Here is a 20934-nt window from a genome sequence, read left to right on the forward strand (position 1 = left end):
CGTGCGTGGAGTGCGGCGTCAGCGCACACGCTCAGGTCCTGGTGACGTGCTCGGGGCGGACGGGGACGCGGCGCAGCGGCAGCCCGGTCGCGGCGCGGATCGCGGCCAGCACCGCCGGGCCCGAGGAGATGTTGGGCGCCTCGCCCACCCCGCGCAGGCCGTACGGGGCGTGCGGGTCGGCGCACTCCAGCACCTCGATGCGCATCGGCGGCACGTCGAGCACGGTCGGGATCAGGTAGTCGGTGAACGACGGGTTCTGCACCCGGCCGTCGCGCACCAGGATCTCCTCCATCACCGCCAGCCCGAGCCCCTGCGCGGTCCCGCCCTGGATCTGCCCGATCACCGCCTGCGGGTTGATCGCCTTGCCGACGTCCTGGGTGCAGGCCATCTCCACGACCTTGACCAGCCCGAGCTCGGTGTCGACGTCGACCACCGCCCGGTGCGCGGAGAAGGCGTACTGCACGTGCGCGAAGCCCTGCCCGGTCTCGGGGTCGACCGCTTCGGTGGGCCGGTGCCGCCACTCCAGGGTCTCCTCGACCGCCTCGTCGCCGAGCACGTCGGCCAGCGGCAGCTCCAGGCCCTCGGCCACCACGGCGCCGTCGAAGAGCCGCAGGTCCCCGGCCGGGCGGCCGGTCAGCCCCGCGGCCCGTTCCAGCACCCGGGCGCGCACCGCCTCGCAGGCGGCCTTGACCGCGCCGCCGGTGACGTAGGTCTGCCGGGACGCCGACGTGGAGCCGGCCGACCCGACGCCGGTGTCCTTGGGGTGGACGACGACGGCGTCGACGCCGAGCTCGGTGCGCACGATCTGCTGCTCGACGGTGACCAGGCCCTGGCCGACCTCGGCGGCCGCGGTGTGCACCGTGGCGACCGGCTCCCCGCCGGCCACCTCGAGCCGCACCCGGGCGGTGGAGTAGTCGTCGTAGCCCTCGGAGAAGGCGACGTTCTTGTACGCCACGGCGTAGCCGACGCCGCGCCGGACGCCCTCGCCGTGGGTGGTGTTGGAGACCCCGCCGGGCAGGTCGCGGAGGTCGAGGGTGGTGGGCGGCGCGGGCAGCGGCATGGCCTGCAGCCGGCGCAGCAGCTCGGCCACCGGCGCCGGGCTGTCGATCACCTGGCCGGTGGGGGTCGGCGAGCCCTCCTCCATCGCGTTGCGGCAGCGCAGCTCGACCGGGTCCATGCCGAGCTCGGCGGCGAGCGCGTCCATCTGCGCCTCGTAGGCGAAGGCGGTCTGCACCGACCCGAAGCCGCGCATGGCGCCGCACGGCGGGTTGTTGGTGTAGGCGCCGTAGCAGTCGACGTGCACGTTCGGGACGACGTAGGGGCCGACGCCCATCGTCCCGCCGTTGCCCACGACCGCCGGGGTGCTGGAGGCGTAGGCGCCGCCGTCGAAGTAGATCGCCGCCCGCACGTAGAGCAGGTCGCCGTCGCGGGTGGCGCCGTGCTCGTAGCGCATGGTCGCCGGGTGCCGGTGCACGTGGCCGAAGAAGGACTCCTCGCGGTTGTAGGACATCTTCACCGGCCGCCCGGTGCGCAGTGCCAGCAGGCAGGCGTGCACGTGCATCGAGAGGTCCTCGCGGCCGCCGAACGCGCCGCCCACCCCGGCCAGGGTCAGCCGGACCCGCTCGGGCGGCAGGCCCAGCGCCGCGCAGATCTGCCGCTGGTCGACGTGCAGCCACTGGGTGGCCACGTACAGGTCGACGCCGCCGTCCTCGGCGGGCACCGCCAGCCCCGACTCGGGGCCGAGGAACGCCTGGTCCTGCATGCCGACCTCGTACTCGCCGACCACGACGACGTCGGCGGTGGCGTCCGGGTCGCCCCTGCGCACCTTGAGGTGGCGCACCAGGTTGCCCTGCGGGTGCAGGTGGGCGCTCTCCCGGCTCAGCTCGGTGACCGGTGCCGCGGACTCGTGCACCTGGTCCCTGGGTGGGGACGTGTCCGGGTGGTCGGTTGTGGGGTGCCCCAGCGCCGTCCGGGCGTCGGTGACCGGCTCCCACGGCTCGTAGTCGACGGCGATCCGCGCCGCGGCCCGGCGGGCGGTCTCGGGGTGGTCGGCGGCGACCAGCGCCACCGGCTCGCCCTGGTAGCGCACGACATCGAGGGCGAGCACCGGCTGGTCGGCCAGCTCGAGGCCGTAGACCTTCTCGCCGGGCACGTCGTCGGAGGTGAGGACGGCGTGCACCCCGGGGACGGCCAGCGCCGGGCCGACGTCGATCGAGCGGATGCGCGCGTAGGGGTGCGGGCTGCGCAGCGTGACGCCCCACAGCATGTCGTCGGTCCACAGGTCGCTGCCGTAGGCGAACTCGCCGCGGACCTTGAGCACGCCGTCGGGGCGCGCCGCGTCGTCGCCGACCCGCCCGCCGCCGGGGCCGGTGAGGTGCGCGGGCGCGCCGCTGGGGGTGCGGGTGGGGCTGCTCATCGCGTCTCCTCCGCCGTGCGGTCGGCGGCCAGCCGGACGGCGTCCAGGATCTTCTCGTAGCCGGTGCAGCGGCAGAGGTTGCCGGCCAGCGCCTCGCGGATCTCGGCGTCGGCGGGCCTGCGGCCCTCGGCCCGCGCGCGGGCGAGCAGGTCGTCGGTGGCCACCAGCAGGCCGGGGGTGCAGAAGCCGCACTGGACGGCGCCGGCGTCGAGGAAGGCCTGCTGCACCGGGTGCAGCCCGTCCTCCCCGGCCAGCCCCTCCACGGTGCCGACCTCGCGGCCCTCCGCCTGCCCGGCGGCGACCAGGCAGGCGCAGACCGGCAGCCCGTCGAGGTAGACGGTGCACGAGCCGCACTCGCCCTGCTCGCAGGCGTTCTTCGAGCCGGGCAGTCCCATCCGCTCGCGCAGCACGTAGAGCAGGCTCTCGCCCTCCCAGACGTCGTCCACCTGGTGCTCGGTGCCGTTGACGGTGCAGGTCAGGCGCACGTGCGGTCTCCCTCCCGGTACTCCGCCCAGGCCCAGGTCAGCGTGCGGCGGGCCATGACCGACAGCGCGTGGACGCGGTAGCGGGCGGTGCCGCGGACGTCGTCGATGGGGGCGGCGGCCCCGGCGACCAGCTCGCCGAAGCGGGCGGCGGTGGTGGCGGGCAGCTCGGCGCGGGACTCCCAGAGCCCGTCGAGCTCGCCGGCGAGGAACTCCTCCGCCTCGGGTGCCCGGCGGGGGGTGGGCGCGGCCGAGCCGATGCCGGTGCCGACGGCGCGGCGGTCGGGGTGCAGGGCCAGCCCGAACGCGGCGACGGCGATCACCATCGCGTTGCGGGTGCCGATCTTGCTGTACTGCTGCGGGCCGCTCGGCGGGGTGATCCGGACGGCCGCGATGAGCTCGTCGCCGGCCAGGGCGGAGCGCTTGACGCCGCGGTAGAAGTCGGCGACCGGGATGCGGCGGGTGCCGCGGACGCTCGCCACCTCGACCTCGGCGTCGGCGGCCAGCAGTGCGGGGTGGGCGTCGCCGGCCGGGGAGGCGGTGGCCAGGTTGCCGCCGACGGTGCCGCGGTTGCGGATCTGCGGCGAGCCGATGGTGCGGGCGGCCATCGCCAGGCCGGGCAGCCGGTTCCCGAGCTCGGTGATGACCCGGGCGTAGGGGACGCCGGCGCCCAGCCGCACGACGCCGTCCTCGATGTCCCACTGCCGCAGCTCGGGGACCCGGGTGAGGTCGAGCAGCCGCGGCGGGCGCAGCCGGCCGAAGTTGACCGCGACCATGACGTCGGTGCCCCCGGCGATCGGGACCGCGTCGGGGGAGGCGGCCTTCGCCTCGACCGCCTCCGCCCACGTCGTGGGCTGCAGGAACTCCATGCGCCGCTCCTCCTGGTGCACCGGGGGAGGGCCACGGTAGCGCCGCTGCGTCACAGGAGGGTCGCGCGTCGCGGTCGGTCCCCCGTGGGCAGGATGCGCTCGTGGAGACGACTGCCGACCTGCTCGTGCACGATGCCGACCTGCTGGCCACCGTCGACGACGACCGCCGCGAGCTCGCCGGCGGCTGGGTCGCCGTGACCGGCGGGGTGGTGAGCGGGGTCGGGGGACCGGGCGACCCGCGGCCGGCCGCCGTCCGCACGGTCGACGCGCGCGGCTGCCTGGTGACGCCGGGGCTGGTCAACACCCACCACCACCTCTACCAGAACCTGACTCGCTCCTACGCCCCGGCGCTGACCGGCGGGCTGTTCGACTGGCTGGTCACCCTCTACCCGCTGTGGGCGCGGCTGGACGAGGAGGCCGCGTACGTGTCGGCCTACGTCGGGCTCACCGAGCTCGCGCTGGCCGGCTGCACCACCTCCACCGACCACCTCTACGTGCACCCGCGCGGCGCCGGCGACCTGATCGCCGCCGAGGTGCGCGCGGCGCAGGACCTCGGCGTCCGCTCGCAGTTCACCCGCGGGTCGATGTCGCTGTCGGAGAAGGACGGCGGGCTGCCGCCGGACTCCGTCGTCCAGGACGACGACGAGGTCCTGGCGGACTCCGAGCGCCTGGTGGCCGCCCACCACGACCGGTCCCCGCACGCGCTGACCCGGATCGCGCTGGCGCCGTGCTCGCCGTTCAGCGTGTCGCCGGCGCTGATGAGCCGCACCGCCGAGCTGGCCGAGCGGCTCGACGTCCGGCTGCACACGCACCTGGCCGAGACGCAGGACGAGGACGCGTACTGCCTGGAGCGCTTCGGCCGCCGCCCGGTCGACCACCTCGCCGACGTCGGCTGGATGAGCGACCGGGTCTGGCTGGCGCACGTCGTCTGGCCCTCGCCGGACGAGGTGGCCCGGCTCGGTGCCGCGCGGGTCGGGGCGGCGCACTGCCCGTCGTCGAACATGGTGCTGGGCAGCGGGCTGGCGCCGGTCGCCGAGCTGCGGGCGGCCGGGGCGCGGGTGGGGCTGGGCGTGGACGGGTCGTCGTCGGCGGACGCCGCCTCGCTGTGGCTGGAGGCCCGCACGGCGATGCTGCAGGGCAAGCTGCGGCACGGCGCGGCCTCGTTCACCGCCCGCGACGCACTGGAGATCGCCACCCGCGGCGGGGCGGCGTGCCTGGGGCGCGCCGGCGAGATCGGGCAGCTCTCGGTCGGGGCGTGCGGCGACCTGGCGGTGTGGCCGCTGACCGGCGTGGCGTTCGCCGGGGCCCTGTCGGACCCGGTGGAGGCGTGGCTGCGCTGCGGGCCGGTGGCGGCGCGGCACACCGTCGTCGGCGGGCGGTTCGTCGTCGAGGACGGCGTCCCGGTGCACCCGGGCCTGGACGAGCAGCTCGCCGTCCACCGCCGGGTGTCGGAGCGCATCCAGGCGGCGACCGACTGACTACAGGGCCGCGGCGAGGGCCTCGAGGTCGTCGACGGTGCCGTCGAGGTGCGGGGACACCCGCAGGACGGGGGAGGTCATCTCCTCCGGCGCCCGCTCGGGCAGCGCGGCGGTCGTGACGATGCCGTGCTCGCCGAGCAGCCGCGCCCGGGTGGCGACGACGTCGACGCCGTCCGGCGGCCGCAGCGTGGTGGTGGCCGTCGGCTCGTCGAGCGGCTCGACCACCCGCCAGCCCGCGGCGCCGTCGAGCACCGTCCGCGCGGCCCGGCCCAGCGCGGACAGCCGCGCGCGCACCCGGTCGGGCCCGGCGGCCAGGTGCTCCCCGACGGCGAGCACCAGCCCGACGCGGCCGGCCACGTGGGCCTCGCCGCTCTCCAGCGCGCGCAGCGGCGGCAGGTCGGCCGGCGCGGGCAGCACCGGCGTCAGCTCCGCGGCCACCGCCGGGCGCACGCACAGCACGCCCACCCCGCGCGGCCCGGCCAGCCACTTGCGCGAGGTCGAGTACACGACGTCGGCACCGAGGTCGACGTCGACGTGGCCCAGCGACTGCGCGGCGTCGAGCACCAGCGGCACCCCGTGCTCGCGACACAGCGCCGCGACCTCCGCCGCCGGCTGGACGACGCCGCGGTGGCTGGCCACGTGGGTCAGGTGCACGAGGCGCGGGGGGTCGCCGGCCAGCAGCCGTTCCAGCGCGGCCACGTCGGCCCGGCCGTCGCCGTCCACGGCCAGCGGCACCGCCTCGAGGCCCGCGTCGCGCAGCATCGCGGCGTTGGGCGCGTACTCGCCGGGCAGGCAGGCCACCCGGGACCCGGCGGGCAGCCGCCACGCGGCCAGCAGCGCCGAGAGCGCGGCCTGAGCCGACTCGACGAAGACGACGTCGGCCGCGGCCATCCCGACCAGCCCGCCGAGCACGCTGCGCCCCTGCTGGAGCAGGTGCTCGGCGGCCGCCTCGGCCACGTACCCGCCGAGCTCGGCCTCGCGCCGGGCGTGGTGGGCCACCGCCTCGAGCACCCGGGTGCTCTGCCGGCTGCACGCGGCGGTGTCCAGGTGGCGCCCGGCCGGGCGGGGGCGCGCAACCCGCCAGGCGTCGCCGAGGTCCTCGTGGGGGAGCAGCAGGTCCAGCGCGGTCACGGCGCCGACGGTAGGCGAGACGCCGGACGGTTCGCCCGGGTGCGGGACCGTCCCCGGCGCGGTCGTGCTCTGCCCACACCGGTGGGCAGAGCACGACGGCGCTCAGACCTCCTGCGCGGGGACCGACAGGGAGACGCCGAAGTCGCCGTCGGGGTCGGTCCACCAGTGCGTCAGGCGCAGGCCCGCCGCGGCGAGCTCGTCCTCGACCCGCTCGCGGCGGAACTTCGCCGACACCTCGGTGCGCAGCTCCTCACCGGCGGCGAAGGGGACCTCGAGGTCGAGGGCGGCGACCCGCACCACCTGGTCGGTCCGCGAGCGCAGCCGCATCTCGATCCACTCGTGCCCGGCGTCCCACACCGCGACGTGGTCGAACGCGGCGGGGTCGAAGTCGGCGTCCAGCTCCCGGTCGAGCACGGCCAGCACGTTGCGGTTGAACTCCGCGGTCACGCCGGCCGCGTCGTCGTAGGCCCGGACCAGCCGGGCGGGGTCCTTGACCAGGTCGGTGCCGAGCAGGAAGGAGTCCCCGGGCTGCAGGGTGGCGGCCAGGTCGCGCAGGAACGTCGCCCGCGGGCCGGGCTCGAGGTTGCCGATCGTGGAGCCGAGGAAGGCCACCAGCCGCCGGCCGGAGCGGGGCAGCAGGCCCAGGTGTCGGGTGAAGTCGCCGACGACGGCGTCGACGGCCACTCCTGGGTACTCGGCGGTGATCGCCGCGCCGGCCGCCTCCAGCACCGACGGGTCGACGTCGAAGGGGACGAACCGCCGCAGCGTTCCGGCCTCGCGCAGCGCGGTGAGCAGCAGGCGCGTCTTCTCCGAGGTGCCGCTGCCGAGCTCGACCAGCACGTCGGCACCCGAGGCCGCGGCCATCGCGCCGGCGTGCGCGTGCAGCACGGCCCGCTCGGCGCGGGTCGGGTAGTACTCGGGCAGCCGGGTGATCTCGTCGAACAGCGCGCTGCCGCGGGCGTCGTAGAACCAGCGCGGCGGCAGCGACTTCGGCGTCGACGTCAGCCCGGCCAGCGCGTCGGCGCGCAGCACGGCAGCGGTGTCGTCAGGGGCTAGGTGGCGGGCCTGGGTGTCGGTCACGGAGGCTCCTCGGTGCGGGGTCAGGTCAGCGGGGTGACGGTCAGCCCGTCGGGTGTCACCTCGACCAGCGAGCGGTCGGGGACGTCGGTCCAGGACGGGTCGTCGTCCCACGGCTCGCTGGCCAGCGCGGTCCCCTCGTCGGTGACCAGGGCCGAGAGCGTGTCGCCCCAGGTGGTGGCCAACAGGCGCGTGCCGTCGGCGGCGAGCAGGTTCAGCCGGGCGGCCGGGTCGGCGGCGCCCACCTCGCGGACGACTTCGCCGATCCGCTCGGGTCCGCGGTCGAACACGAGGGCCGCCAGCAGCGCGCTGTCGACGGTCGACTCCGCGTCGCGCACGGCGGGCAGGACCGCGCGGTCGACCCGGCCGTTGTGCGACAGCAGCCAGCGGCCGTCGGTGAACGGCGCGACGGCGCTCTCCTCCAGCGGCATGCCGACGGTGGCCGAGCGGACGGCGGCGACCACGCACCCGGAGGAGAGCACCGGCGCGACGGAGACGAAGGACGGGTCGCCCCACAGCGGCCGGGCCGAGCGCCAGCGGGCCGGCTGCGGCCGGTCGGGTGAGAAGAAGCCCACGCCCCAGCCGTCGGCGTTGACCGTGCCGTACCGCTGGCGGCGCGGCGCCCAGGACTGCACCAGCAGGGACGACGGCGGCTCGAGCACCAGGTCGGCCAGCGTGCGCGGCCGGCCGAGCCAGGCGAGGTGACGGCACACGCCTACGCGTCCCAGGCCAGCCGGAAGCCGCTGAAGACCTGCCGGCGGATGGGGTGGTCCCAGTTGCGGAAGCTCGACCGCAGGATCGAGGACGCCACCGACCACGCCCCGCCGCGCAGCACCTTGTAGTCGCCGCCGAAGAAGGGCGCGGAGTAGTCGGCGTAGAGCATCGGCGTGAAGCCCGGCCAGGCGGTGAAGTCCGACGACGTCCACTCCCAGACGTCGCCCACCAGCTGCTCGGCGCCGTACGTCGAGGCGCCGGCCGGGTAGGCGCCCACGGGTGCCGGCCGCAGGGCGGTGCCGTCGAGGTTCGCCAGCGCCGGGCTCGGGTCGGACGTGCCCCACGGCCAGCGCCGGCGGCGCCCGGCGGCCGGGTCCCAGACGGCGGCCTTCTCCCACTCGGCCTCGGTGGGCAGCCGCGCCCCGGCCCACGCGGCGTGGGCCTCGGCCTCGAAGAACGTGACGTGCTGGACCGGCTCGTCGGGCGGGATCTCCTCCAGGACGCCGAAGCGGGTGCGGGTGCCCTCGGGGCTCCAGAACTGCGGCCGCTCCAGCCCGGCCTCCACCCGGTGCGCCCAGCCCCGCTCGGACCACCAGCGCCGGTCGCCGTACCCGCCGTCGGCGACGAACGCCGCGTACTCGGCGTTGGTGACCGGCACCCGGCCGATGCGGAAGGCGGGGACGTCGACGACGTGCGCCGGGCGCTCGTTGTCCAGGGAGAACGGCTCGTCGACGGCGTCCACGCCGAGCACGAACTCCCCGCCGGGCACCAGCACCGACGTGCCGGCCACGCCCGGCCGGCCGGGCGGCAGCGGGGTCCCGGCGCCCAGCAGCGGCGGCCCGGCGCGCAGGTTGAGCGCCTGCAGCATCGTCTCGTCGTGCTGCTGCTCGTGGCTGACGACCATCGCGAAGTCGAACGGGTCGTCGTCCGCCCCGAGGCGCTCGAGCCGGTCGAGCACCCGCCCGCGCACCTCGCCGCAGAAGGACCGCGCCTCCACCGGCGGCAGCAGCGGCAGCCGCGCCCGCACCGCGCGGGGGTGGGTGAACGCGTCGTAGAGCGCCTCGACGTCGGCCGGCAGCAGCCCCGGGCGGCGGGCGTCGCCGCGGCGCAGCAGCCAGAGGTCCTCCTGCTGGCCGATGTGCGCGAGGTCCCAGACCAGCGGGCTGAGCAGGGGGGTGTGCTGGCGCAGCAGCTCGGGCTCGTCGTGGTCGGTGAGCAGCAGGGTGCGCGCCCGGGCGGCCGCCAGGTCGCGGGCGAGCTGCTCGGTCGTCGTCACGGGTGCACCTCCGGGGTCTCGGTGACAGCGGTCTTGTCAGCGGCGGTCTCGGTGGCGGCGGTCTCGGTGGCGGTGGTCTCGGTGGCAGCGGCCAGGGCGGCCGCCGGGCCGCCGGCGCGGGCGGCGTCGGACAGGGCGTCGCCGGGGCTGCGGCCGCGCTCGGCCAGCTCGGTGAGCGCGGTGACGTCGTCGCGCAGGGACGGGTCGACGGCGGGCAGCGCCGCGGCCAGGCAGTGCCGCGCGGCGGTGCACAGCTGCGGGTCGGCCAGGCCGTCGCGGGCGGCGCGGGTCCAGGCGCCGGCGACCGGCGCGGTGACGTCGGCCGCGGTGTCGGCGGCGGCCGGGTCGTCGAGCAGCGCGGCGGTGACCGCGGCCAGCGCCGGCCACCACGGCTCGGGCGCGGCGTCGAGGTAGCGGATCTCCAGGTAGCCGCGGGGGCGCACCGGCGGGAACAGCGTGGACAGGTGGTAGTCGAGGTCGGCCGCCGTCGGGCGGCGCCCGGCCAGTGGGACGGCGCCGGTGACCCAGTCGGCGAAGGGAGTGCGGCCGAGCACCGGCTGGGCGTCGCCGGTGTCCGGGTCGCGCACCATCATCACCGGCGCGGCCAGGGCGTAGGCCGCCCACTCACCGGCCGGGTCGGCGCCGCCGAGCAGCGGGCCGCAGCGGGCCTGGTCGAGGGCGCCCCACACCTGCTGCCGCGACGAGCGCCAGCCGGTGGCGCGCCCGTCGGCCAGCGGGGAGCACGCCGAGACGGCCACCAGCACCGGCCCGAGCTGGTGGGCCAGCGCGACCCGGCGGCTCCACCCGGCGGGCGGGCCGGCGTCCAGGTTGACCTGCAGCGACGCGGTGGCCGTCATCATCGCGGTCCCCGGCCCGCCGCAGCCGACGGCGGCGAAGTGCTGCTCCATGGCGCGGTACCGCGGCGCCGGGCACACCCGGGCCGGCGGCCGCAGCGGATCGGCGCCCACCGGCGCCAGCCCGAGCCGGGCGCCGGCCAGCGCCGCGGCGAGGACGGCGCGGTCGGCGCGCAGCGCGGCCACCGCCGCGCCCGCGCCCGGCGCCGGCGGGCCGGAGAGCTCCACCTGCCCGCCGGGCTCGACCGTGACCCGGCTGCCCCCGGGCAGCGGAGGCAGGGCGGCCAGCGCGGCGGTCACCCGCCCCCAGGGCACCCGCGCGGCCGGGCGGTCGAGGTCGAGCAGGTGCGCCTCGAGCTCCAGACCCACCCGGCCGAGGGGCCCGGGGCGCAGCGCCACGTCGGCGACGGTGGCCAGGGCGGTGTCCAGGTCGAGCGCGGTGCGCTCCTCCACGGCAGGCGGCACGTGCCCACCCCCTCCAGGTCCGGACCGGTCGACGTCGACCGCGGGTCGGTGCGGGGGCGACCTGCACGGCCGTCCTCGACTCCATCCACGCACGCCACGGTCCCGGTGACAACCCCCCGGCGGGTCACCGGGCCGCGCCGTCCCCCGGTGTTCGGGAGACACTGCCGAGGTGGATGTCCGCCGCGACCGCGACGCCGCGGGACGCGCGCGCAACGCCCGCCCCCGTGACGCCCTCGGCCGACCGCTGCCGCACGGCGCCGAGGGCGTGGACCGGGCGCCGGAGGGCGTGCCGCGGACGCCGGACGAGGCGCTGGCCGAGGCCCAGCGGCTGCTCGACGCCGGCCGTCCCTTCCACGCCCACGAGGTGCTGGAGGACGCGTGGAAGACCGCGCCGGAGCCGGAGCGGCAGCTGTGGCGGGGGCTGGCGCAGCTGGCCGTCGGGCTGACCCACGCCGCCCGGGGCAACGCCCGCGGCGCGGCCCGGCTGCTGGAGCGCGGCGCGGCCAACGTGGCGCCCTACGCGCAGGCGCCGCCGCACGGCCTCGACGTCCCCGGACTGGTGGCCTGGGCGCAGGAACCCGGCCGGGTGCGGGCCGACGGACCGCCGCGGCTGCGCGGGGCCGGCCCGGCGGCCCCTGGCCCGGCCCGCTGACCCGGAGCAGACTGCGGAGCGGGCCCACGGGAGGGGAACGATGAGGAGCTACGAGGCGGTCACGCGCATCGACGCGAGCCCGGAGGAGGTCTGGCGGCACCTGGTCGACGTCGCCAGCTGGCGGGACTGGGACTCCGGCCTGGACCGGGTCGAGGGCCGGGTGGCGCTCGGCGAGCGGCTCACGATCTACGCGACCATGATCCGCAGCCGGCCCTTCACGGTCACCGTCACCGAGCTGCGGCCGCGGGAGGCCATGCGCTGGCGCGGTGGGCTGCCGTTCGGGCTGGCGGTCATCGAGCGCACGTACGGCCTCGACGCGCAGGAGGACGGCTCGACGGTGCTCACCGTGCGCGAGGACCAGACCGGGCCGCTGGCCTGGGTGACCGAGCGCGCGACGCCCGACCTCAACGCCTCCTTCCGCCAGTTCTGCGCCGGCATCAAGGCCCGCGCCGAGGCGAGCTCCGCGCGCGCCTCGGGCTGAGCGCCCGCCGGGACCGGCCGGCGGCTGCGAACACTGTGACCGCAACCACGCCGCGGTCCCGCCCCGGGTGCAGGATGGGGACTCGTGAGCACCGTCACGAGCACCGGTCCCGCCCCTGCCGGAGGCGACGCGTCGCCAGGTGACCCGGCCGCCGCGCCGCGCGGGCCGGTGACCTCGGCGTCCTACTCGATCACCGTCCGGCTCACCGCCGACGGCGACCCGGCGTCGATCGGCCGCATCGCCACCGCGGTGGGCCAGGCCGGCGGCGCGGTGACCGCCATCGACGTCGTCGAGTCGCGGTCCGACGGGCTGACCGTCGACGTCACCTGCTCGGCGGCCGACGCCGCGCACTCCGAGGAAATGGTCGACGCGCTGCGCGCCGTCCCCGGCGTGACCGTGCGCAAGGTCAGCGACCGCACCTTCCTGCTGCACCTGGGCGGCAAGCTGGAGGTGGCCTCGAAGGTCCCGCTGCGCACCCGCGACGACCTGTCGATGGCCTACACGCCCGGGGTGGCGCGGGTCTGCCTGGCGCTGGCCGAGCACCCCGAGGACGTGCGCCGGCTGACGATCAAGGGCAACACGGTCGCCGTCGTCACCGACGGGTCGGCGGTCCTCGGGCTCGGCGACCTCGGCCCGGGCGCGGCGCTCCCGGTGATGGAGGGCAAGGCCGCGCTGTTCAAGCGGTTCGCCGACATCGACGCCTGGCCGATCTGCCTGGACACCCAGGACGTCGACGAGATCGTGCGCACCGTCGAGCTGCTCGCCCCTGGCTTCGGCGGGATCAACCTCGAGGACATCGCCGCTCCGCGCTGCTTCGAGATCGAGGCCCGGCTGCGCGAGAAGCTCGACATCCCGGTCTTCCACGACGACCAGCACGGGACGGCGATCGTCGCGCTGGCCGCGCTGCGCAACGCCCTGCGCGTGGTGGACAAGCAGTTGCCCGACGTGCGGATCGTCGTCGCCGGGGCCGGCGCGGCGGGGACGGCGATCGTGCACCTGCTGCTGGAGGCCGGCGCCGGGCAGGTGCTGGTCTGGGACCGCGAGGGCGTCCTCTCACCCGACGACGACCGGCTCTCCCCGGCCAAGCGGGCGCTGGCCGAGCTGACCAACCCCGCGTGCACCCGCGGCGAGCTGCCCGACGCCCTGGTCGGCGCCGACGTCTTCATCGGGGTCAGCGCGGGCAACGTGCTGCCGGTCGAGGCGCTGGCCGGTATGGCCGAGCGCGCGGTGGTGTTCCCGATGGCCAACCCCACGCCGGAGGTCGACCCGGTGCGGGCCCGGCAGCACGCCGCCGTCGTCGCCTCGGGCCGGTCGGACCTGCCCAACCAGATCAACAACGTGCTGGCCTTCCCCGGCGTCTTCCGCGGCCTGCTCGACGCCCGGGCCACCGAGATCAGCGACGGGATGCTGCTGGCCGCGGCCGAAGCGCTCTCGGCGGTGGTCCGCGACGACCAGCTCAACGCCAACTACATCATCCCGAGCGTGTTCGACCCCGCCGTCACGCCGGCCGTGGCCGCGGCGGTGGCCGAGCAGGCCCGCACCGAGCCCGGCGCCACCGCCGAGGTGAGCGGGGTGGAGACGCTCACCGAGCACTGACACGGTCGGTTTCTCGCGTGATCATGGCGCCGTGACCACCGATCCCGCGCGGATCGTGGTCGCGGCGCCGTGATCGTCGCGAACGGCCACCCGATCGAGGACGGCGGGGACGCGGCCGGGCGGGGATCATGGCCGGGTGCCCGAGTTGCCCGAGGTGGAGGCGCTGGCCGCGTTCCTCCGCGCGAACGCCGTCGGCCGGGTGGTCGCGCGCGCCGACCTGACCGCGCTGCAGGCGCTCAAGACCTTCGACCCGCCGCTGTCGGCGCTGTCCGGCCTCGAGGTCACCGGCGCCTCCCGGCACGGCAAGTTCCTCGACCTCGACGTCTCGGGGCTGCACCTGGTGGTCCACCTGGCCCGCGCCGGCTGGCTGCACTGGCGCACCGGGCTGCCGACCGCGCCGCCGAAGCCGGGGAAGGGGCCGCTGGCGCTGCGCCTGCACCTCGACGACGGGAACGGCTTCGACCTCACCGAGCAGGGCACCCGCAAGGGGCTGGCCGTGTACGTCGTCCGCACGCCGGCCGACGTCCCCGGCATCGCCCGGCTGGGCCCCGACGCGCTCGCCGTCGACCGCGACGCCCTCGCCCGGCTGCTGGCCGGCCGGTCCGGCCAGCTCAAGGGTGCGCTGACCGACCAGACGCTCGTCGCCGGGATCGGCAACGCCTACTCCGACGAGATCCTGCACGCCGCCCGGCTCTCGCCGTTCAAGATGGCCGACCGGCTGACCGACGCCGAGCTGGTCCGGCTCCACGACGCGGTGCGGGGCACCCTCACCGACGCCCTCGGGCGCCAGGTCGGGCAGGCGGCGGCCACGCTCAAGGGCGAGAAGCGCTCCGGCCTGCAGGTGCACGCCCGCACCGGCCTGCCCTGCCCGGTCTGCGGCGACACCGTGCGCGAGGTCAGCTTCGCCGACACCTCGCTGCAGTACTGCCCGACCTGCCAGACCGGCGGCAAGCCGCTGGCCGACCGGCGGATGTCGAAGCTGCTGCGGTAGCCGGGCGCCGTCAGGACGTGCGCGAGGCCCGCCAGGCCGCCAGCCGCGCGACCGCCGCGCTGCCGAGGCCGGCCTCGCCGTGGGCCTCCGGGCCGGCCGAGCCCACGTCGCTCCACCAGTCCTCCAGCGGCGGCGGGGCCAGGACGTCGACCCGCTGCCCGGGCCGGGGCACGACGACCTGCACGTCGGAGCGCTCGGCGGCGACCAGCAGGCGCTGCACCGGCTCGGCCCAGCGGTGGAAGGCCAGGTTGAAGGTGGCCCAGTGGATCGGCAGCAGCACCTGCCCGCCGAGGTCGCCGTGCGCGCGCACCGCCTCCTCGGGGTCCATGTGGATGGTCCGCCAGGCCTCGTTGTAGGCCCCGACCGGCAGCAGGGCGAGGTCGAAGGGCCCCAGCCGCGCGCCGATCCCGGCGAAGGCAGGTGTGTAGCCGGTGTCGCCGCCGAAGAAGACGCGGTGCCGTGGCCCGGCGACCACCCACGACGACCACAGCGTGGTGTCGCGGGTCAGGTACCGGCCGGAGAAGTGCCGCGCCTCGGTGCAGGTGATCGTCAGGTCGCCGACCGTCGCCGCGCCGTCCCAGTCCAGCTCGACGACGCGGTCCTCGGGGACGCCCCAGTGCCGCAGGTGCACCCCCACCCCCAGCGGGACGACGAACGGTGCGTCCTGCTGCTCGACCAGCGCCCGCACCGTGGGCAGGTCGAGGTGGTCGTAGTGGTCGTGGCTGACCAGGACGGCGTCGACCCGCGGCAGGGTCTCCAGCGGCACCGGCGGCTCGTGCAGCCGGGTCGGCCCGAACACCGGCGACGGCGAGACGCGGTGCGCCCACACCGGGTCGACCAGCACGCGCGCCCCGTCGACCTCCAGCAGCGCGCTGGAGTGCCCGAACCAGGTGACGGCGAGCTCGCCGGCCTGCGCCGGGATCTCCGGGCGGGCCAGCGGGATGGGCTGGGCGGGGAGGCCGACGTGCCGGTCGTCGTGCCACTGCCGCAGCAGGCCGCGCCGGGCGTTGGGCGGCGGCACCGACGGGGTCGGCAGGGTGTTGTGGAAGCGCCCCTCCGACCACTGCGGGGAGCCGGCCACCGTCGGGCGGATCTCCCGCCGGCCGGCGCCGATGGCGGTGGGCAGTCCCCAGGCGGCGCGGGCGACCCACCCCGCGGGGACGGCGAGCGCGGCGGCGGTCAGGACGGCGCGGCGGAGCGGCTTCCGGCGGGCGGCGGCTGGCACGCTCCCCAGCATCCCAGCCGGCTCCCGGAGGCGGCCGCCGGCGCGGGTGAGTCGCAGGTCACGAGGTGGGGTCCTCGGCGGGGTCCGGGAAGTCGTAGGTCGGCGTCGGGTCCTGCCGCTCGGCGGCGACCACGGCGTCGATCGTCACCTCGCCGGCCTGTTCGAAGACGAACGTCACCGGGATCGACTGCGAGGAGCGCAGCGGCTCCTGCAGGCCGGTCAGCGTGATGGTGGGGGCGCCCTCCGCGCCCACGTGGACGTCGTCGTCGGCGGCCACGGGGATCGCGAACTCCCCGCCGTCCCCGTCGACGGCGTCGGCGAAGGGCCCGGTGACGTCGACGAGGACGTCGTCGGTGCTGCCGCTGTTGGCGATGCCGAGGAACAGCCGGGCGTCCTCGCCCTCCTCGTAGGCGCCGTCGAGCGGGTACTCGAGCTGGACCTGCAGCAGCGACAGGTCGCCGGTCACCGCCTCGTCCGGGCCGATCGCCCCGCCGGAGACCTCGGGTCCGGGCGTGGACAGCGGCTCCTCCGTGCTGCAGGCGGCCAGCGACGGGCCGAGCGACAGGGCCAGGATCAGCGCGGCCGGCCAGGTGGGGCGACGGCGGGGCGTGCGGGACATGCTCGTCCTCCTCGACATCGGGATCCGGTGCCGTACGGTTACCCCGCGACGTGTGAGCGACGCCAACTGTTGCCGTAATGCAACACACAGGGGGGTCCCCGTGGACGAGGTGCTCGTCGAGCTGGCCCGCACCGTCGTCGGGGTGTCCACCCGGGCGGCCGGGCAGCTCGGCGGGGTGTCGCTGGTGCAGCTGCGCGCCCTCACCGTGCTGCACGAGCGCCCCGACGCGCCGCTGGCCGACCTCGCCCAGGGCGTCGGGGGGAGCGTCTCGACGACGAGCCGGCTGGTCGACCGCCTGGTGGCGGCCGGCCTGGTCGACCGGCGGCCGTCCCCGACCAGCCGGCGGTCGGTCAGCCTGCGTCTCACCCCCGCCGGCGAGGACCTCCTCGACCGCTACGACCGGCTGCGGCTGGGAGAGCTGCGGGCCGCGGTCGCCGAGCTCCCCGCCGGGCGCCGCGACGCCGTGCTCGCGGCGATCGGCGAGTTCACCGCGGCGGCCGGCGTCGTGCGTCCGGGCGTCCGGCCGGCGGTCGCTCCGCACGACGGGCGCGACGAGGGCGGGGAGTCGGCCTGCTTCCTGCACCGGGTGTGCCCGGTCTGCGGCCGGGTCGCCGACGAGGAGCCGCCGACGGTGTGCGCCGGGTGCGGCGCGGAGCTCGAGGGAGCCTGAGCCGGCGCCGGGACGACGTCCTCCCTCACCGCAGCGCGTCCTCCCCGACCGTGGACGGTGAGGGAGGACGCGCCACGATCAGGTCCCCTGATCGTGGCGCGGCTCCCCAGCCTGCGGTGCAGCCGTGACCGTCTCCGCCGCGGACGTGCCCGTCGTGGTCGTGCCCGTCGTCGTCGTGCCCCAGTGCGGCGCCGGTGCGCTACCGGGACATCACGGCCGGTGGAAGCCCAGGTCACGGTCCCGTCGGCAGGTCACGGTCTGATCCCGTTGCACACAATCGGACCGGACCGGCCGCTATGGTGAGCGCGCTCACACCATGGCGACATCTCGCCCGTGGCCCACGACGACGAGGGAGCACCCCGTGACACCACCCGCCGAGCGGCGGTTGTTGACGCCGGAGGAGTACCGGCAGGCGCAGGACTCACCGGAGTTCACCGAACTGCGACGGCGCTTCCGGCGCTTCGCGTTCCCGATGACCGTGGCCTTCCTGGCCTGGTACCTCCTCTACGTCCTGCTCTCGACCTACGCGCCGGACTTCATGGCCACCCGCGTCTTCGGCAACGTCAACCTCGGCATCCTGCTGGGGCTGGCGCAGTTCGTGTCGACCTTCGTGATCACCCACCTCTACGTGGCGCACGCCAACCGGCGCACCGACCCGATCGCCGACGAGATGCGCGAGCGGCTCGAGCACCACGAGTACGCCGCGGGCCGTCACCGCACCGCCCCGGGTGCCGGCACCACAGGGGCCGACCTGGGCGAGGGGGCCACCCGTGCGTGACATCGTCCTCGCCGCCGACGGCGCGGCCACCGAGACGATCGGCAACCCGGCGATCAACATCTCGATCTTCGGCGTCTTCGTCCTGATCACCCTGGTGATCACCTTCCGGGCCAGCCGGAACAACGCCAGCGCGGCGGACTACTACGCCGCCGGCCGCAACATCAGCGGCACCCAGAACGGCCTCGCCATCGCCGGTGACTACCTCTCGGCGGCGTCGTTCCTCGGCATCGCCGGTGCCATCGCCGTCTACGGCTACGACGGGTTCCTCTACTCGATCGGCTTCCTCGTCGCCTGGCTGGTGGCGCTGCTGCTGGTCGCCGAGCTCATGCGCAACACGGCGCGGTACACGATGGCCGACGTCCTGGCCTTCCGGATGCGGCAGGGGCCGGTGCGCACGGCCGCGGCCATCTCGACGCTGGCGGTGTCGCTGTTCTACCTGCTGGCCCAGATGGCCGGCGCCGGCGGGCTGGTGACCCTGCTGCTCGGCGTCACCGGTGAGGCGGCCCAGGCGCTGACCGTCGTCCTCGTCGGCGCGCTGATGATCGTCTACGTGCTGGTCGGCGGCATGCGCGGCACCACGTACGTGCAGATCATCAAGGCCTCCCTGCTCATCGCGGGCGCGCTGGTCATGACGCTGTGGGTGCTGGGGAAGTTCGGCTTCAACCTCTCGGCGCTGCTCGGCGGCTCGGTGGAGAACGCCGTGGAGGGCCGCGACGTCCTCGCCCCGGGAGCCCAGTACGGCGCGACGGGCACGTCGAAGCTGGACTTCGTCTCCCTCGGCCTGGCCCTGGTGCTCGGGACGGCGGGCCTCCCGCACGTGCTGATGCGCTTCTACACCGTGCCGACGGCGAAGGACGCCCGTCGCTCGGTGGTCTGGGCGATCTGGCTGATCGGCATCTTCTACCTGTTCAGCCTGGTGATCGGCTACGGCGCCGGCGCGCTCGTCGGGCCGGAGACCATCCTCGGCGCCCCCGGCGCGGTCAACTCCGCCGCTCCGCTGCTGGCCTTCGAGCTGGGCGGCACGGTGCTGCTCGGCATCATCGCCGGCGTCGCGTTCGCCACGATCCTCGCGGTGGTCGCCGGCCTGACCATCACCGCGTCGGCGTCCTTCGCGCACGACGTCTACGCGTCGGTGATCAAGAAGGGGCAGGTGTCGCCCAACGGTGAGGTGCGGGTCGCCCGCTTCACCGCCGTGGTCATCGGGGCGGTCGCCATCGGGCTGGGCATCCTGGCGCTGCAGGCCGGGCTGAACATCGCCTTCCTGGTGGCGCTGGCCTTCGCCGTCGCCGCGTCGGCCAACCTGCCGACCATCCTCTACACGCTGTTCTGGAAGCGGTTCACCACCCAGGGCGCGCTGTGGTCGATGTACGGCGGGCTGATCGCCTGCATCGTGCTGATCGTCTTCTCGCCGGTCGTCTCGGGTGCGCCGGTCAACCCGGCCACGGGCCTGTCCCCGTCGCTGTTCCAGGACGTGGACTTCCACTGGTTCCCGCTGAACAACCCGGGCATCGTGTCGATCCCGCTGTCGTTCTTCCTCGGCTGGCTGGGCACGATCCTGTCCAAGGAGAAGCCCGACCTCGACAAGAACGCCGAGCTCGAGGTCCGGTCGCTCACCGGCATCGGGGCGGAGAAGGCCGTCCAGCACTGAGGAAGGACCCCCGTGCCCCCCCGCCACTCGCAGGCTCGCGGCGGGACCCCGCACGGGGCCGTTCCAGCACCTCACGTGCCCGGGACGGGACCCTGCTAAGGGCCGTTCCAGCACGTCGCCAGCCAGGCGCGCGTCCCCCACCCGGGGGCGCGCGCCTCGCGCGTTCACGGCCGGCCACGACGTCCTCCCTCACCGCAGCGCGTCCTCCCCGACCGTGGGCGGTGCGGGAGGACGCGCGACGATCAGGTCCCCTGATCGTCGCGGGCGGGACTCAGGCCGTGCGGATGGCGGGGGCCGGGGCCGGATCGACGGCGAGCGCCGGCTCGATCAGGGCGGCGTCGACCGTGCGGACGGCGGCCGCGGTGGTCGGTGCGGTGCGGCGGGAGCGGCGTACGGCCCAGCGGCCGACCAGGGCGGCCAGGACGACCAGGCCGGCGAGGGTCTGCGGACCCGGGGCGGTGACGGTGGTGGCGACGGCGACCGCGAGGGCCGCGGCGTAGACCACGGTGAGCAGGACGGCGGGGGCGGGCAGGTGCACGGGGACCTCCGGGGGAGAGGCGCCCGCCGGCCGGCGACCGGGCTGCGGGGAGCCCGGCCACCGGCGCGGCGACGGCGCGGGAGAGCGGGGTCAGCGCCTCACTTGAGGAGGTCCTTGGCCTTCTGCAGCATCGTGTGGGCCTCGGTCTGCGGGGTGCTGTAGAGCCGCGGGTCGCCCGGGGGCAGCGTCGGGGCGTCGGCGGTCGCCTCGATGGCCGCGGCGCGGAAGGTGCCCTTGCCGTCGATCGAGGGACCGGAGGCCCAGCGGCCGTTGGCGGCCTCCGGGCCGTCGGAGGCCTGGATGAACGTGAAGCCCAGGTCGCCGACCTCCTCGGACAGCGGGAAGGCCTCCGGCACCGGCAGCCCCTCGATGCCGTCCTCCTTGAGCTGCTCGAGGGCGGCCAGCCACTGCTGCTGGTGCATGTGGTCGCGGGTGATGAGGAACCGCAGCATGTCCTTGACGCCCGGGTCGTCGGTCATGTTGTAGAGCCGGGCGACCTGCAGCCGGCCCTGCATCTCGGCCGTGGCGTTGTACATGAAGTCGGCGTACAGGTTGCCGCTGGCGGTCACGTACGCCCCGGTCCACGGGTTGCCCATGCTGTCCATGTAGGACGCCGCCTGCCCGTTCTGGATCAGGTGCTGCGGGTTGTGCTGCCCGTAGCCGGCCGCGGCCTCCTTGGTGCGGTCGGCCGAGTCGGGCTTGAGCGGCACGTGGTCGAGCAGCCGGTCGATCATCGTGATGATCATCTCGACGTGCGCCAGCTCCTCGGTCCCGATCGAGAGCAGCATGTCCTTGTACTTGCCGGGCAGCCGGCAGTTCCAGCCCTGCAGCAGGTACTGGGTGGCGACGGTCATCTCCCCCCACTGGCCGCCGAGGATCTCCTGCATCTTGCGGGCGAAGTCCGGGTCGGGGCCGTCGGGCTTGGCCTCGTACTGCAGGGCGTGGGTGTGCGTGAACACGGGCTCTCCTCGGTG

General features: G+C 75.8%; 20 protein-coding genes. 8 read left to right on the forward strand and 12 right to left on the reverse strand.

What is annotated here, in order from left to right; translation table 11 throughout:
- Positions 1–31 precede the first annotated feature (31 nt).
- From ACWIZO_RS07840 to ACWIZO_RS07850, 3 genes are read right to left on the reverse strand one after another with little or no spacing between them, the layout of a single operon-like run.
- On the reverse strand, positions 32–2416 hold the full coding sequence (locus ACWIZO_RS07840; protein WP_448641931.1) for a molybdopterin cofactor-binding domain-containing protein: 2385 nt from the start codon (positions 2414–2416) through the stop codon (positions 32–34).
- The gene (locus ACWIZO_RS07845; RefSeq protein ID WP_448641932.1) at positions 2413–2901 is read right to left on the reverse strand and encodes a (2Fe-2S)-binding protein; all 489 of its coding nucleotides are present in this window, start codon (positions 2899–2901) and stop codon (positions 2413–2415) included. Before ACWIZO_RS07845 ends, ACWIZO_RS07840 begins: the two co-directional genes overlap by 4 nt.
- The gene (locus ACWIZO_RS07850) at positions 2892–3767 is read right to left on the reverse strand and encodes an FAD binding domain-containing protein (protein WP_448641933.1); all 876 of its coding nucleotides are present in this window, start codon (positions 3765–3767) and stop codon (positions 2892–2894) included. The genes ACWIZO_RS07845 and ACWIZO_RS07850 overlap by 10 nt, the downstream gene beginning before the upstream one ends.
- 101 nt (positions 3768–3868) lie before the next feature.
- Between ACWIZO_RS07850 and ACWIZO_RS07855 the strand changes: the two genes are divergently transcribed.
- Positions 3869–5245, forward strand: coding sequence for an 8-oxoguanine deaminase (locus tag ACWIZO_RS07855; RefSeq protein WP_448641934.1), 1377 nt, complete (start codon positions 3869–3871; stop codon positions 5243–5245).
- Here ACWIZO_RS07855 and egtE read toward each other — a convergent pair whose 3' ends face one another.
- The 5 genes from egtE to egtA form a co-directional block, all read right to left on the reverse strand.
- Positions 5246–6376: an ergothioneine biosynthesis PLP-dependent enzyme EgtE gene (gene egtE / locus ACWIZO_RS07860; RefSeq protein WP_448641935.1), complete on the reverse strand. Its 1131-nt coding sequence runs from the start codon at positions 6374–6376 to the stop codon at positions 5246–5248.
- Positions 6377–6478: 102 nt separating this feature from the next.
- The gene (gene egtD / locus ACWIZO_RS07865) at positions 6479–7456 is read right to left on the reverse strand and encodes an L-histidine N(alpha)-methyltransferase (RefSeq protein ID WP_448641936.1); all 978 of its coding nucleotides are present in this window, start codon (positions 7454–7456) and stop codon (positions 6479–6481) included.
- A 20-nt stretch (positions 7457–7476) separates the two neighbouring features.
- The gene (egtC, locus tag ACWIZO_RS07870) at positions 7477–8166 is read right to left on the reverse strand and encodes an ergothioneine biosynthesis protein EgtC (protein WP_448641937.1); all 690 of its coding nucleotides are present in this window, start codon (positions 8164–8166) and stop codon (positions 7477–7479) included.
- A 2-nt stretch (positions 8167–8168) separates the two neighbouring features.
- Positions 8169–9443, reverse strand: a complete 1275-nt coding sequence (egtB, locus tag ACWIZO_RS07875; RefSeq protein WP_448641938.1) for an ergothioneine biosynthesis protein EgtB — start codon at positions 9441–9443, stop codon at positions 8169–8171.
- Positions 9440–10762, reverse strand: coding sequence for an ergothioneine biosynthesis glutamate--cysteine ligase EgtA (gene egtA, locus ACWIZO_RS07880; RefSeq protein ID WP_448641939.1), 1323 nt, complete (start codon positions 10760–10762; stop codon positions 9440–9442). The genes egtB and egtA overlap by 4 nt, the downstream gene beginning before the upstream one ends.
- A 169-nt stretch (positions 10763–10931) precedes the next feature.
- On the opposite strand from egtA, the gene ACWIZO_RS07885 reads away from it, so the two are divergent.
- From ACWIZO_RS07885 to ACWIZO_RS07900, 4 genes are all read left to right on the forward strand, one after another.
- Entirely contained in the window at positions 10932–11414 is a 483-nt protein-coding gene (locus tag ACWIZO_RS07885) for a DUF309 domain-containing protein (protein WP_448641940.1), read from the forward strand.
- A gap of 40 nt (positions 11415–11454) precedes the next feature.
- Positions 11455–11895, forward strand: a complete 441-nt coding sequence (locus ACWIZO_RS07890) for an SRPBCC domain-containing protein (protein ID WP_448641941.1) — start codon at positions 11455–11457, stop codon at positions 11893–11895.
- Positions 11896–11979: 84 nt separating this feature from the next.
- Positions 11980–13491, forward strand: a complete 1512-nt coding sequence (locus ACWIZO_RS07895; protein ID WP_448641942.1) for a malic enzyme-like NAD(P)-binding protein — start codon at positions 11980–11982, stop codon at positions 13489–13491.
- Between the two features lie 136 nt (positions 13492–13627).
- Positions 13628–14482 carry an Fpg/Nei family DNA glycosylase gene (locus tag ACWIZO_RS07900; protein ID WP_448641943.1) on the forward strand — a complete coding sequence of 285 codons (855 nt, stop codon included), beginning with the start codon at positions 13628–13630 and terminating at the stop codon, positions 14480–14482.
- Positions 14483–14492: 10 nt separating this feature from the next.
- On the opposite strand, the gene ACWIZO_RS07905 is transcribed toward ACWIZO_RS07900, so the two are convergent.
- Together ACWIZO_RS07905 and ACWIZO_RS07910 are read right to left on the reverse strand one after the other, a co-directional pair.
- Positions 14493–15707, reverse strand: coding sequence for an MBL fold metallo-hydrolase (locus ACWIZO_RS07905; RefSeq protein ID WP_448641944.1), 1215 nt, complete (start codon positions 15705–15707; stop codon positions 14493–14495).
- Positions 15708–15765: 58 nt separating this feature from the next.
- Positions 15766–16326 carry a hypothetical protein gene (locus ACWIZO_RS07910; protein WP_448641945.1) on the reverse strand — a complete coding sequence of 187 codons (561 nt, stop codon included), beginning with the start codon at positions 16324–16326 and terminating at the stop codon, positions 15766–15768.
- A gap of 100 nt (positions 16327–16426) precedes the next feature.
- Between ACWIZO_RS07910 and ACWIZO_RS07915 the strand changes: the two genes are divergently transcribed.
- The 3 genes from ACWIZO_RS07915 (at position 16427) to ACWIZO_RS07925 (ending at position 19422) form a co-directional block, all read left to right on the forward strand.
- On the forward strand, positions 16427–16996 hold the full coding sequence (locus ACWIZO_RS07915) for a MarR family transcriptional regulator (RefSeq protein WP_448641946.1): 570 nt from the start codon (positions 16427–16429) through the stop codon (positions 16994–16996).
- A 361-nt stretch (positions 16997–17357) separates the two neighbouring features.
- On the forward strand, positions 17358–17774 hold the full coding sequence (locus tag ACWIZO_RS07920; protein ID WP_448641947.1) for a DUF485 domain-containing protein: 417 nt from the start codon (positions 17358–17360) through the stop codon (positions 17772–17774).
- Positions 17767–19422 carry a solute symporter family protein gene (locus ACWIZO_RS07925; protein ID WP_448641948.1) on the forward strand — a complete coding sequence of 552 codons (1656 nt, stop codon included), beginning with the start codon at positions 17767–17769 and terminating at the stop codon, positions 19420–19422. Before ACWIZO_RS07920 ends, ACWIZO_RS07925 begins: the two co-directional genes overlap by 8 nt.
- A 271-nt stretch (positions 19423–19693) precedes the next feature.
- Here ACWIZO_RS07925 and ACWIZO_RS07930 read toward each other — a convergent pair whose 3' ends face one another.
- A complete protein-coding gene (locus ACWIZO_RS07930) occupies positions 19694–19960 on the reverse strand; it encodes a hypothetical protein (RefSeq protein ID WP_448641949.1) in 267 nt (88 codons plus the stop codon).
- A 98-nt stretch (positions 19961–20058) separates the two neighbouring features.
- Positions 20059–20919 carry a manganese catalase family protein gene (locus ACWIZO_RS07935; RefSeq protein WP_448641950.1) on the reverse strand — a complete coding sequence of 287 codons (861 nt, stop codon included), beginning with the start codon at positions 20917–20919 and terminating at the stop codon, positions 20059–20061.
- Positions 20920–20934 lie beyond the last annotated feature (15 nt).

This window comes from Geodermatophilus sp. URMC 63, from assembly GCF_053502565.1.

Coding starts and splice junctions, on each gene's coding strand:
- ACWIZO_RS07850 (WP_448641933.1), bottom strand. CDS start 3,767: ATGGAGTTCCTGCAGCCCACGACGTGGGCGGAGGCGGTCGAGGCGAAG.
- ACWIZO_RS07890 (WP_448641941.1), top strand. CDS start 11,455: ATGAGGAGCTACGAGGCGGTCACGCGCATCGACGCGAGCCCGGAGGAG.
- ACWIZO_RS07910 (WP_448641945.1), bottom strand. CDS start 16,326: ATGTCCCGCACGCCCCGCCGTCGCCCCACCTGGCCGGCCGCGCTGATC.
- ACWIZO_RS07840 (WP_448641931.1), bottom strand. CDS start 2,416: ATGAGCAGCCCCACCCGCACCCCCAGCGGCGCGCCCGCGCACCTCACC.